Raw genomic sequence first — 11491 nt, 5'->3', positions numbered from 1 at the left:
CCGTTTTTATCAACAAGGTATGCGGGCCGCAACCCTTATACAGTCTATCTCGTAGACCTCTTTGTCACCCCCCCAGGTGTCCTACCGAACGAGCCAACGTAATGAGTTGGTGGCAACTGGAGGAACAAGCGCTGACTCCGTACACAGCACTCAGAAAATATTCCCTCGAATCCTTGATTAATCGATTGGATGGACTCAAATTGGATGAACTCTACGCTTTACGAACCTTGGTTTGTTTGGAGAGCGATCCATTTCAAGCGTATTCGGGTAGCGTCAACAGCGACTTATCCCACTTGCAGCTTTGGTTTCCCACAGTGCGAGTTCTCGATCGTGTCGAACAAAACCAACTAGCAAGCGCGCTGTGCTGGCGAATATCAAGCGAATCCAACGCACCGACAGCACCCACACGGGGCGACGGGAGGAACGATTAATTATTGAGTTGATAGAAGATGTCGTCTCCAATTTCTCTTTTAGTCCAGTTAGTGGGTTGAGTGTTTTTATTGAGCAATGATGCAACCTATAACTAATCACGCCAAGAAATAATATCTGGAACATCTCCCATGCGACTAATCCCATAAAACGAGTAAAAGGCTTGAATTATGATTACAAACTTTGGTATTGGGTTGCCAACGACACCAAGCTTCACGCCGCAATTGTTTTATTCGCAAAATCTGGATTTTGTGCCCAGTCCAGACGATACTTTGCCGTCGGTCATTCCTGGTACAAACAGTTTGCCAGTTCAATCTGATGGCTGCGAACGGGTAAGAGTAATGGTTTTTGGATCGAGTTACGGGGTTGCTTACACGATTCGCTGGCTTTACGGGCTACAGTTCGCTCAGATCAGCGAGTGGAGTTTGCTTATGCCTGCTCCAAGTGAGGGTGAATTTATGAGCATTGTTACCAAGCGAATCCCACTGAGTCCAACTAACTAATTGGCATGAAATTTGGTAACAACTTGGTAACAATTTTGTAGCAACTTCTTCGGCGGCGCTGGCGATAGTTTAATCTGTTGTATCAAAAGCGATCGCCAGTTTCTTCTATCAAGACATCAGCGAGGCATGACTATGACCAACGGCAACGGGCTTAACGGTGACACGCCTAACGGCGACACGCCCCAACCCGATCTAATACAAAAGTTAACAGAATACGTTGAATCTGTGGAGATTTCTCTGGAAATCCAGGAGGATAAAACAGATGTCATTGAAGATCAGGTGGCAAGTCTGACCGAGCAGATAACCGAGTTGAAACAACAAGTGAAAGAGATGTATGGAGATGAAGAAGACTGGGAACGAATGTCAAAGACTTGACGGGCTTATCGCACGCCGTCAGGAGAAAAACCGATTGCAGCGGTCAAAGCTGGAGCGAACCAAGCGCTTGCGAGATGAAGCTGCTTTGAATAGACCTTTTAGAAAGTCTCCCCTGCTAAACTTTGTTGATGATTTGGTACATCGACCCCCAAATCAAGAACAGATGCGCCAGCTCAAAGAACTACTTCTAGAAGAACAGAAGGCGATCGCTAAACTCATTGCTTTAGTTGACCAGCATCTAGATTGAGGTACTCCCCTGATTGAAGCCGAGGTGATTCTTGAAAGATGTTATGAGGCGGTCAATAGACACGCCTCTTCATCTTTTTCAGGGCGCGAACCTGAAAGTTATTAAAAGTTTTAAACCAAAACCTACACTGTTTTAATACTTTTAACTTATTATTGATTTCTTGCAACCAACTGAGAATATTGCAGCTCCAAAGTTAACTAAAAAGGAGCGATTTTGAAGGTAACAGGTAAGAATGGCAAACCTTTGTACGGCATAGTATTACAAGCAATTTTCATAAAATAAACCCAAACGAAGGCTAACGGTGAAGCGGGATTAGTTGTTTTAATTCGCAGACAGTGACACTTCTTTGATAAAATAATTAGATTGTCGTTTAGTTTTGCAGCGGGCGACCATCCCCCAATCTGGGGGTTTTCTATTTCGATGGTATTATTTTGTTAGCTGTTGCGTGGGTTCTCCCGTGCCGCAAATCGAGCTATATTTTGAATGTGCTGTTTTGATATTGAGCTGTCAAACATGGAGCTTACACAATACAGTTGGTGGGGCGAATCCAACGAACCGCCACCGCACCTGAAAACTAAAAAGCAACTGGGTGAACTTGGTTTATCGCCTTTGAAACCTTCAGGCGTTATCCCAACGCGAAAATACGACGTGCTCCTCTACGATTCGACTAATCCTGAATGTTGCCGACCAAAAAGAAAGCCCTCTGCCAAGCAATTGGAAACCCTGGCTGCTAATCGGCTCAAAGCCCAAATCAAGCGGGATTATCAAGATTGGTATCGAGAAGTAGGTTTCATAGAAAAAGATAGGGTGAATGCTGTTCTTTGGGCAAGAGAACAATTAAGCCAGAACGATTGGGTGATTCTGGATACTGAAACTACGGGGCTATATGATGCTGAGATTGTAGAGATAGCAATTATCGATTGTCTCGGTGAAATGTTGCTGGATACGCTCATCAAGCCCTCTATTCCAATACCCGCAGAAGCAGCAGATCTTCACGGCATTAGCGATGCAATGGTGGCCGATGCTCCGAGTTTCCCCGAAGTCTATCCCCGTATTGATGCAGTCCTTAAAGATAAACGATTATTAATCTACAATTCTGCTTTCGATATCAAGATTTTAAATTACTGCTGTCGGCTTCACAGTTTGCCCATTTTGAAGTTGACAAAGCGCTCCAACTGCCTGATGGAATGGGCGGCACAGTGGAGGGGATATTGGAGCTACTATTACCAAGATTATCGGTATTTCCCCCTGCCTGGTGGAGGACACCGAGCGTTAGGAGATTGCATAGCAGCCCTCCAATTAATTAAGAAGATGGCGGCGGATTCGGATCAGATCAATTGTCCCGTGCCGATTCCCCAGAAGAAGCGATGATATCCCAATCCACCGCATCATCGGGGAACAGCGACAACTGCCCCGGCGATACGTTGGATTGCCCGCGATTATGATACGAAAGGTGACACGCGGTACACAGGGCGATTAAGTTTTCAGGGCGGTTGTCCTCCGGTATCCGATTGCGGTGGTGTACCGCCAAAGTTAAAGCACACCGTTCTGATTTGGTTAAGCCGCTTTGTTTACCGGGTCTGAGACATTGTTGATGGCACTTAGTGCAGCGCCACCCCGCGTTTTCCTTGACTGATAGCGCAATCTCAGACCAATTGTCGGGATACCTCTTTGGTTTAGGCATAGCTCATTTCTCACAATTGGGACGATCGCTTTTCCTGTCACCGTTCATCCCATTTAGAGAGCTGCGAAACCCCTAAAAACACCGCTGCAATAGCTTTCCAAGTTTGCTTCAATCCATTGAGCGGTTTCTAGATATCCCAAAGCTACAGCTTGCAGTCGCACCGTGTTTGCATGGAACATATTGGTCGTGTTTGCTTCTCGAACTGCATTGATGCCTTCCAGGATGCACTCCGGTATTTGGATCGGTTCCTTTGGCTCTAGGGCACTGGGCAGCTTCCCCAAGAAACCGAGATATTCCTTGACCCGCAGCTCGAAGTTAGCCTCAGCTTCAGCTAAATTAGTGAAGTAGCGGCCGTAATAGAAGCCACCGTCTTGACAGTTGTAGAAGTGCGTGACCCATTCCTCATTAGGACGCCATTCTCTGAGAGTAATGTAACCTGGGGCTTGCCCACCATCACCGGGGATGGGATGCGATTTTAATATGGAGTGGCTTTGAGCGTTCATAAACAATTTGTGTGTGTTGAATTAGGAGAATTTGTAGTTGATGGACTTGGGCAACTTGAAAACTAAGTAGCAACTGTCGCAGGGGCGTAGGGTGCATCGGTCGTCTTTCATCGGATTAGCTAAGCGCGAGGTGTAAGAAATTGTAAAAGTTCATCTCCGTGTTTTCCAATCGGGTTATAGCCAATGGGCAGCCAAAAGTAATCAGACGCCCAATAACCGCCGTCAAAATCTTTGAGCCACCAATCATCATCTACACCGCCCAAACAAATCTTTTCTGCGTTAAAGTAAAGCTTGATTCGTTGAAATTTCTCAGCCATTGGTTTCACAATTAAAATACAGGAGGATACTCAAAAGCAGGTTGCCAGTTACTATTAATTAGCCTACCCGTTTTTGCTGCATTGTAGTTCCTCTCCAAAAAAGAGCGGCGCTTGGGTTCTGAATTACCCGTCTGCTGTATCAGCGTTTCACGTAACGGGTGGTGGCTGCCAATCAAAAACTCGTTCCTGGTGTAGAGCCTTTCTAGATAGCGTTTATGGGGGAGCCGGTCGAACTTACCGCCCACGCCCCGATTGCAGCTAACGCAAGCGAGCACGAGATTCCAGATGCCGTCAACGGGATGGGCGATGTTGTAGTTGATGAGAACGCGGGGAAAAAAGTGGTCTACATCCGTTAAATCTATCGCACTGCTGATAATCGAAATATCGCCAAAGCAATAGAAACACTTACCTTTTTGATAACCATTTAAAGCACCGCGACACGAGGTAATGTTGACGCGGCTCATCGGTTTGCGAACGAATAGCAGCTCCAGGTCAGCATCGTAACCCACATTAATCAGATTGCGGGATACTTTCAACTCCCATGCCGTCTCCACCAACCGCCACCGCGCATCAACCTCTTGGGGTAAGTTCTGCCCCTGGTTTCCCGAGAGCATCCCAAACAACTCATCGGTCAGGGTAATGGCTTTAGCACCCCGGCGTTCGCAAGCAAAGAAACGCAGCGGTGTCTCCCCTTGATTGACGTTGTGGAACTTGTCGAGCACTACCTTGAACCCTTCCTTTGCCGTAATCGAAATCAACTCCTCGTAGCTAATCTCACCCCGGTCGTAGTGGCGGCAAGCTTCCAAGAAGGGGTAGGGAACATTGGTTTGTTGAGATTGGCTATCACACAAACGCAGGTGTTCCAGAGTATGCCGCGCAAATGGCTCTGCCAGCTCATCCAAGGTGATGATGCTTTTACCACCGGGCGCTAACTCCAAGAGCGACTGAGCTAGCGCAAACTTGTACGAAGCGACGTTCTTGCCAAAAAGGATGATGCCCCGCCAATAATCCTCTATTGATGGTGCATCTCCCCAGAAATGTGACATACGCGCCTTGACAATAGTTCGTAAACTAACTACACTAGCTAGCAGGTTATCAAAAAGGCGATCGCCCGAGTCCGGTCAAAGTCGAGAGCGATCGCCAGCACCCAAAGCAAGTTCGGATACAAGGTTAATGAAAGCACAGATTTACGTGAATAGGCACATCACTGCCGCCAATAAAAAAGCTAGCAAGCTGAGGAAAGTCTTGGTGGACGAGCGGGCTATCAGCATCAATACTTACTTGGGGTCGGTCTATGCCAAACGGGTAGAGTTCACCAGCGGCTGCGTGTTGATTCAGGATGCGAGCAAAGCTCGGTGTTCGGGAGCAACGATATGGATTGAAGCTGCATTTGAGAGTTTGGTGATAGACGGGGAGGCAGCAGACCGAGCGATGTTCGACAAGGAGAAAAGATGATCGTTATTTAGACAATCCCAGAATCAAGGTGTATTTAAAAATAACTGCATCCCGCGCAAGCTGAAATCGACAGTTTCCTCAGAAGCAAAATATTAGGTTTTACAGGAGGGCGAGTATGCTCAAAGGCAAAGAATACATGACCCAACAGCAGCAAGTCCTTGTTGCAGAATTCGAGGCTGAAATTGAATCGGAGTACGCACTGTGTATAGCTCAGATTCAAAAAGCCAAGCAAGCCATTGAATCGGGTACGACAGACTTAACCGAACAGCAGCAAAACTTAGCCAATTCCGAAATTGATGCGCTCCGCAAGTATTGGTACGAGCGGTTAGAAGCTCTCATCAATCTTGCATCCTGGAGAGCGCCAAAATTGCTCCAACAATTGAACGAAAAGTATCTTCACGATATTCATTAATCAACCTGTGTGCAAGGGCAATCTATTCATCACCTAAACCAATAACTCGGAGCCTAGCATCATGTATCACGAATTACTCGAAATACTAGCAGTAGAGCTAGCCAGACGACAGGGAGACTCCATTAGAAACAGCAATACCACTAATCCAAAGTTTCCGGTCTACCCAGCAATGGCAAAAGTTTCTCTTGAAACCATTGATGGGTTATTGAAAGAAGAAGGTATCAAGTTCAAAGACCTGGAAGTGTACACTATTGGGCAAACATCTTCCTCTCCCAGTGCGAACATTCTGCTGTTGGATGAATTGACCGACAGACTGATTGTTAATCTAGCTAAGGTTAACGGACAAAGAATTGAAAAGATATACTTGGGCGATGTCATTATCCAAGTGTATTTAGGAACGGTCAAAACTTGTTTGAGTGTAATCGATAGTTTTCTATCACAAAGAAAGCTAGAGTTTGAGGACTTAAAAGTGTCCGCAATGTGTCAGATACCAACCATATCAAATTAGGAGGCATAACAATGTATCACGAATTACTCGAAAGATTAGCGCTTATACTAGCCAAAACAGAGGGCTGGGAAGTAGAAGATATTCATCCAGGCAATCCCAGAATGAAAGTGTATTTAAAGATGGCGGCAGCCTGCTTGGGTGAAATAGACAATTATCTCGAAGAACAAGAGGTTGAATTCGGAGACTTAGAAGTTAATGCAAGGTATGAGATGCCGCAGGTACTAAATCAGGAGGAAGGCTAACATGGCTCAACCCAATCAATACGATGCCGTACTCGGCGGCAACAGTCCTGGGCCACCCCCAGGAAGCGCGGTTATGGGCATAGCTAACAGATACTCAGAACCGGAACACCGCCAATTTTGCTTGGACGTGGCAGCAGCTCAGTTGCCAGTCAGCCATTATGACGGTCGCTTCTTTTGGTCGGGCCCGTCTGCGATAGTTGGCGACCTCCAAGATGTTCTCGGCGCAACTAAAGTCAAGTGCGTTTGGGATGAGGTGGGTTCTCGGTTTGTGGTGTATCCCAAAGCCTACAGTCACGGAGCGATCGCTCTTATGCGAAGTTTAGACAAGGTAGATATTATCGATATCGATTCCTTCACGCAGCGGGGACAGCCTCACAAAAGGCTAGCAGAGAATTGTTTGGAGGTTATCTATCGTGAATTCGGTTTAAGGGTTATCTGCCGTGAACTTGGTTTAAAAGTTATCCTGCATGAGGAGATTATTGACTAACTACGTTCCTTAATTCAGACATTTATCCTGGTTTAAATGCCTTGCAGAAGAATCATTGCAACCAAAATGAGGAAAACAATCAATGAAAGTACCAGTCACTTGGGAAGATGCCCAAAGCTTGCCCATCCCTGCTGATAATGAATTAGAACTCGTAGCAGGGTTAACAATGCAAGAGGTGTACAAAGTATACCGAGATAGGGGAGGAAGAGCTCTTTTTGATAACTCTTGTTACTATTTTGCACGGCAAGCCGGTTTCAGAATCCCTGAAGAAAAGTTCCCAGAGTTTTTGGAACTCTGTAAAGCCAAATGGAGGTTGATAATCCAGTACCTAGAAACCGAGTATCGAGTCCGCTAGTCGGTTATTAACTCACAACACAATCAAGCTTTAAGTACGCCCTATCTAAAGCTTGTTTGCCACATAGTATAGAACAACACAGATTATGTTTGTAGCTCAATCAATCAGACAACCCGAACAGTTTTACTACGCCCATACTTTGTCGAGTGCTAGGCGCTGGAAAACGCGCAGGGGTGCTGACAATGCCGTCGCTCAATACCCCAATAGTTACATAGTAATCGCAGAAGCGGAAATAGGTTCACCTGAACATCAAGCCATGTTTCTGATAGCTCGCATCCAAGTAGAAAAAGCAGCAGAACAGGCTTATCGGAATCATAGTTCCGAGGCTTTCTCACCCGAATACCCTGACACTCATTTTGAAGAATTGGCGGTCCGGGCTTGGGAACGCTATCAGCAGCGGTTGCAGGAGGTCACGAGTTGAGCTTGTACGCCATCAGGTTCAAAAAGGATAATCGAGTGCGCTATGCCACCGAAACGCAGGGAAACCCTGAGTACAACGCCATTGATTCGGCTACTTTGGAAGGAGCGAAGACTTGGAAAACGGAACGGGGTGCTCGAAAGTATCTCGCATCTCATGTTTTGGTGGGGCGGCAGGGTGAAAAAATCCAACGCCGCTGGACGACCATCGAAGTTGTGGAAATCTCAGCGCAGCAGCAATATCACACCAACAATCCCGAAGTTATCCGCAAAGCTAAAGCTAAGTACGACAGCAAGCGCCCCGTTCTCTCGTTTCGCCCCAAACCAGAGATTTTAGAATGGCTGGAGAAGGAGCGGTGCGAGGATGAAAGCGATGCAGAATTGCTCAACCGGAAGCTGGGAAAGTTGATGAAGTTGGAACAATGATCGAAGTGTCAGCTTTGTTTTTGTGCTTCACTTACCCTCAGTTCCATCAATAATTAATACTTACCGATCAAATTATTGACTTTAGAGCTATCGACATTGGTCTGGGAACCGACTGCCTCACCTTGTTGCACCCTGCGGGCAATTACCTGCAAGCTTTCTTCTAATTCTTGAATTTCTGACAGTAATGTTGCTTTAACTATTTCCGCGTTCATAGACAACCTCACCTCTGAAAGCTCTGAGACTTACTATTCTCATAGTATAATAGAATTGGTTGGCGCTAAGAAACTTAGTCTTTTCTGCATGAGTTTATCTTAAATACCCTGTCATTTATGGAAGAACTAAACATCAAAAAACAGCTTAAACTAGAAATGAATGCTGCGTATAAAGCTTTCACGAAGAACCCTAGCGCTATCAATTATGTCAACCTAGAAAGAGCCATGCTTAAATACCAAATGTACGACAAAAACCGATCTCATTACGCAGCAGGCGGATAGCAACACCGCACAAAACAGCACATACAGCACCGATTCAATAAATTAGCTTAACCTGAAATATTAGAATGAACAATCCAACTGAAACTACCGAACTAGAGCAATTCACAGGATACTTGCAAAATTTAGCCGCGGTGATGAAAAAAGTACCAGGCAGAACCGATTGGAAGTACCGGGGTTTTGAGGAATTGGTGTTAGAGTGCGGCAGGGTGATGGAACCCAAACCGCTACCCAAAAACATCAAACCAGGTCAACCGAGACTTTGTTACGCCAATTGCCAGCGCTTAGTCTTAAAAAACCGCTCTCTTATTTATGTTGAAGGCTACGCAATGGCGCAAGGCGTGTCTATTCCGCTGCAACACGCTTGGTTGCTCGATGCCAACGGATACGTTATCGACCCGACTTGGGAACCTTTTGGCTGCTGTTATTTGGGGATTCCCCTGGCGACATCATGGGTAAAATCAATTTGGAATTCTCGAAAGCAAAAGGGACGCACTGATGAACTGAGCATTTTGCAGGGGAATCATCTCGAAGATTTTTCAATTTTCAAACAAGGATTCCCGGCAGAGGCTCTTGCTTAACTTTCCATTACTTAAAGACCATTGCCGATTAACTCAAACTCTAAGTCCACTTATTCAGGTTAAGGATTGTTCTTATGATGTACGACTTTGTTTATTGTTTTACCATTAACGATAAAGTAAACTGGTCAGCAGAAAATACGGCTGATTTGTTGCAAAGGGCTGCCTGCGATAGTGACCGCCAGCTCATTGAAGAGTTTGCCCAGCAAGCAGAGCCTGGTAGTTTCATTACCCTTGATTCAGGGGATTTGATATTCTGCACCCGCACTCCTAAAAAATAGCAATAGCTGGGCGGGTAACGATAAATAACGGTTGCCCCGCCCGCAATTAAGTTTTTATTGATGTGGAGCTGTGAGAGTATCCAAAGATTTTCAACCAAGGATTGCCGGCGGAGGCTCTTGCATAACTTTCCCTTAGTTGAAGACTGTTACCGATTAACTCAAATTATCAATCCACCAAAGAGGAAATTAAGCAATGACTAATTACATCAACACTATGGAGCTTGACGAGCTAACTCACGATTTTTTATGCAGTTTTCCTTCTCACACGCACATGAGTTGGGCGGAGTGGCAGAAAGAAGCAGAAACCTGCGGGTTGAATGAGAATCAGATTGCTGAATTGCAGCAGTACCTTGAGGTAAACAAACAGCTCACATCCCCTATGAGATTTGCGGGTCGGCAGTGGTGGCTGACCAAACAGGAGATCGAACACGTCGAACTAATCAAGCAGTATTTTCCTAGCAATTGGGAAGATGAAGTTTTAGATAGGATGCAACACCGCGAATTGGGTTACTTAAACAAAGATTGGCGGTTAGAAGAAAGGAAGCAAACTAAGGGCTCAGTTAAACAGTAGCAGACGCCGAAAAAAAGATGGTTGAAGGGGGGGGATTCAATGAATATCGCAAAAGCTAAAGAATTTGCAATTGCCAAACACGGCAATCAGAAATACGGTGAGTATCCCTATTCCTATCATCTAGCTCAAGTATCTCAAGTGCTGGCCCAATTCGGTTATGCAGGCGATGAAGCGATTGCAGCAGCAGGATGGCTCCACGATACTTTGGAAGATACGCCAACAACTTATGAGATGCTTGTGTCTGAATTTGGGGAAGAGACGGCCGATATTGTGTGGGCTGTAACCACTGAGCCAGGAGAAAACCGAGTCCAGCGCTTTCGCACAACTGCCTTAAAAATCCAGTCCAACAAAAAAGCTTTGATTGTTAAATTGGCTGATAGAATAGCCAACACCGAAGCCGGCCTCCAAAGCAATCCCAAGCTCTATAAAATGTACCTCAAAGAGTTTCCGCTGTTCAAACAACTCCTGTACAATCCACAGGATATCGAGCTAATGGCGATGTGGAATCGATTGGAAACGTCGAAGAAGTAAATCAAATACAACAGGAATTACCGTGAATACTGACGATAAAATCAAAAGACAACAAATCAAGGAATACTTGGAAGCTGTCGTTGCTGCAACCGAAACACCGCCGCAGAGAGCGGACTGGACTTACCGAAGGTACGAGGAATTGGTGCTGCGCTGTGGTTTCCCGATGCAGTGGAAGCCGCTGCCCGAAACGATCGAACCCAGCATCCCGCAATTTTGCTACTGGAACTGCCAAAAGCTAGCACTTGCAAACAACAGCCTCACCTACGCAGAAGGATACGCGCTCCATCCAGATGTGGGGTTCCCGATAGCCCATGCCTGGTTGTTAGATAGCGACGGAGGAGCAATCGACCCTACTTGGAACAGTGAGGCTTCGTATTTCGGAATCCTTCTTTCCACCAAATGGGTGCAATCTGTTGTAGCAGCGCGCAACCGTTTCGACAATTTAAGCATTTTGGACGGTAACTATCTCGAAGGGTTTTCGCTGCTCAAAGAGGGATTGCCTTCGGGTTCTTTGGCTCAATTGCTGCGGTAAATTGAAGCAACGATACTGTTAGAAACAACGATGAAAATGAGTGAAATTTGTATTTACCTAACTAGCGAGGAAATTCACTGGCTCAGGTATTCTATACTAACAACAATTGCAGAAATTCCCCCAGGTGACTTCGAGAAAAAGCAGCTT

General features: G+C 45.7%; 23 protein-coding genes. 18 read left to right on the top strand and 5 right to left on the bottom strand.

Going from position 1 to position 11491, the window contains the following annotated elements; all coding sequences use genetic code 11:
- Window positions 1-101 precede the first annotated feature (101 nt).
- The 5 genes from QUA90_RS26735 (at window position 102) to QUA90_RS26715 (ending at window position 2925) form a co-directional block, all read left to right on the top strand.
- Entirely contained in the window at window positions 102-431 is a 330-nt protein-coding gene (locus QUA90_RS26735; RefSeq protein WP_333448388.1) for a hypothetical protein, read from the top strand.
- Between the two features lie 168 nt (window positions 432-599).
- Complete coding sequence (locus tag QUA90_RS26730) at window positions 600-932, top strand: hypothetical protein (RefSeq protein ID WP_333326923.1); 333 nt, start codon at window positions 600-602, stop codon at window positions 930-932.
- Window positions 933-1064: 132 nt separating this feature from the next.
- The gene (locus QUA90_RS26725) at window positions 1065-1307 is read left to right on the top strand and encodes a hypothetical protein (RefSeq protein WP_333448387.1); all 243 of its coding nucleotides are present in this window, start codon (window positions 1065-1067) and stop codon (window positions 1305-1307) included.
- On the top strand, window positions 1273-1554 hold the full coding sequence (locus tag QUA90_RS26720) for a hypothetical protein (RefSeq protein ID WP_333326919.1): 282 nt from the start codon (window positions 1273-1275) through the stop codon (window positions 1552-1554). Before QUA90_RS26725 ends, QUA90_RS26720 begins: the two co-directional genes overlap by 35 nt.
- Before the next feature lie 513 nt (window positions 1555-2067).
- A complete protein-coding gene (locus QUA90_RS26715) occupies window positions 2068-2925 on the top strand; it encodes a 3'-5' exonuclease (RefSeq protein WP_333326917.1) in 858 nt (285 codons plus the stop codon).
- On the opposite strand, the gene QUA90_RS26710 is transcribed toward QUA90_RS26715, so the two are convergent.
- From QUA90_RS26710 to QUA90_RS26695, 4 genes are all read right to left on the bottom strand, one after another.
- Window positions 2888-3238, bottom strand: coding sequence for an HNH endonuclease (locus tag QUA90_RS26710; RefSeq protein WP_333326915.1), 351 nt, complete (start codon window positions 3236-3238; stop codon window positions 2888-2890). The two genes, QUA90_RS26715 and QUA90_RS26710, sit on opposite strands and share 38 nt — an antisense overlap.
- 53 nt (window positions 3239-3291) lie before the next feature.
- On the bottom strand, window positions 3292-3741 hold the full coding sequence (locus tag QUA90_RS26705; protein ID WP_333326913.1) for a DUF5049 domain-containing protein: 450 nt from the start codon (window positions 3739-3741) through the stop codon (window positions 3292-3294).
- 119 nt (window positions 3742-3860) lie between these two features.
- Window positions 3861-4058 carry a hypothetical protein gene (locus QUA90_RS26700; RefSeq protein ID WP_333326911.1) on the bottom strand — a complete coding sequence of 66 codons (198 nt, stop codon included), beginning with the start codon at window positions 4056-4058 and terminating at the stop codon, window positions 3861-3863.
- An 11-nt stretch (window positions 4059-4069) separates the two neighbouring features.
- Complete coding sequence (locus QUA90_RS26695; RefSeq protein WP_333448386.1) at window positions 4070-5104, bottom strand: hypothetical protein; 1035 nt, start codon at window positions 5102-5104, stop codon at window positions 4070-4072.
- A 7-nt stretch (window positions 5105-5111) separates the two neighbouring features.
- Here QUA90_RS26695 and QUA90_RS26690 point away from each other — a divergent pair, with 7 nt between their 5' ends.
- The 8 genes from QUA90_RS26690 to QUA90_RS26655 all read left to right on the top strand — a co-directional run bounded on the left by QUA90_RS26690 (window position 5112) and on the right by QUA90_RS26655 (window position 8360).
- On the top strand, window positions 5112-5513 hold the full coding sequence (locus QUA90_RS26690; RefSeq protein WP_333448385.1) for a hypothetical protein: 402 nt from the start codon (window positions 5112-5114) through the stop codon (window positions 5511-5513).
- Between the two features lie 115 nt (window positions 5514-5628).
- Entirely contained in the window at window positions 5629-5925 is a 297-nt protein-coding gene (locus QUA90_RS26685; RefSeq protein WP_333448384.1) for a hypothetical protein, read from the top strand.
- 61 nt (window positions 5926-5986) lie between these two features.
- Window positions 5987-6433: a hypothetical protein gene (locus QUA90_RS26680; RefSeq protein WP_333448383.1), complete on the top strand. Its 447-nt coding sequence runs from the start codon at window positions 5987-5989 to the stop codon at window positions 6431-6433.
- An 11-nt stretch (window positions 6434-6444) separates the two neighbouring features.
- The gene (locus QUA90_RS26675) at window positions 6445-6675 is read left to right on the top strand and encodes a hypothetical protein (RefSeq protein ID WP_333448382.1); all 231 of its coding nucleotides are present in this window, start codon (window positions 6445-6447) and stop codon (window positions 6673-6675) included.
- Between the two features lies 1 nt (window position 6676).
- Window positions 6677-7162 carry a hypothetical protein gene (locus QUA90_RS26670; protein WP_333448381.1) on the top strand — a complete coding sequence of 162 codons (486 nt, stop codon included), beginning with the start codon at window positions 6677-6679 and terminating at the stop codon, window positions 7160-7162.
- An 82-nt stretch (window positions 7163-7244) separates the two neighbouring features.
- Complete coding sequence (locus QUA90_RS26665) at window positions 7245-7517, top strand: hypothetical protein (protein ID WP_333448380.1); 273 nt, start codon at window positions 7245-7247, stop codon at window positions 7515-7517.
- Between the two features lie 85 nt (window positions 7518-7602).
- Window positions 7603-7938 (top strand): hypothetical protein, encoded by a 336-nt coding sequence (locus QUA90_RS26660; protein WP_333448379.1) that lies wholly within the window; start codon window positions 7603-7605, stop codon window positions 7936-7938.
- Complete coding sequence (locus tag QUA90_RS26655) at window positions 7896-8360, top strand: hypothetical protein (RefSeq protein WP_333448378.1); 465 nt, start codon at window positions 7896-7898, stop codon at window positions 8358-8360. The genes QUA90_RS26660 and QUA90_RS26655 overlap by 43 nt, the downstream gene beginning before the upstream one ends.
- Window positions 8361-8413: 53 nt before the next feature.
- Here the strand turns inward: QUA90_RS26655 and QUA90_RS26650 are convergent, their stop codons facing one another.
- The gene (locus QUA90_RS26650) at window positions 8414-8572 is read right to left on the bottom strand and encodes a hypothetical protein (RefSeq protein WP_333448377.1); all 159 of its coding nucleotides are present in this window, start codon (window positions 8570-8572) and stop codon (window positions 8414-8416) included.
- Window positions 8573-8919: 347 nt separating this feature from the next.
- Between QUA90_RS26650 and QUA90_RS26645 the strand changes: the two genes are divergently transcribed.
- The 5 genes from QUA90_RS26645 to QUA90_RS26625 all read left to right on the top strand — a co-directional run bounded on the left by QUA90_RS26645 (window position 8920) and on the right by QUA90_RS26625 (window position 11344).
- A complete protein-coding gene (locus QUA90_RS26645; RefSeq protein ID WP_333448376.1) occupies window positions 8920-9432 on the top strand; it encodes a hypothetical protein in 513 nt (170 codons plus the stop codon).
- Between the two features lie 74 nt (window positions 9433-9506).
- Complete coding sequence (locus tag QUA90_RS26640) at window positions 9507-9710, top strand: hypothetical protein (protein ID WP_333448375.1); 204 nt, start codon at window positions 9507-9509, stop codon at window positions 9708-9710.
- A gap of 193 nt (window positions 9711-9903) precedes the next feature.
- Window positions 9904-10281, top strand: coding sequence for a hypothetical protein (locus QUA90_RS26635; RefSeq protein WP_333448374.1), 378 nt, complete (start codon window positions 9904-9906; stop codon window positions 10279-10281).
- A gap of 39 nt (window positions 10282-10320) precedes the next feature.
- The gene (locus QUA90_RS26630) at window positions 10321-10812 is read left to right on the top strand and encodes an HD domain-containing protein (RefSeq protein WP_333448373.1); all 492 of its coding nucleotides are present in this window, start codon (window positions 10321-10323) and stop codon (window positions 10810-10812) included.
- Between the two features lie 22 nt (window positions 10813-10834).
- Entirely contained in the window at window positions 10835-11344 is a 510-nt protein-coding gene (locus QUA90_RS26625; protein ID WP_333448372.1) for a hypothetical protein, read from the top strand.
- Window positions 11345-11491 lie beyond the last annotated feature (147 nt).

This window comes from Microcoleus sp. D3_18_C4, from assembly GCF_036702355.1.
Lineage (GTDB): Bacteria > Cyanobacteriota > Cyanobacteriia > Cyanobacteriales > Microcoleaceae > Microcoleus.
This window is presented reverse-complemented; position numbering and strand designations above follow the sequence as displayed.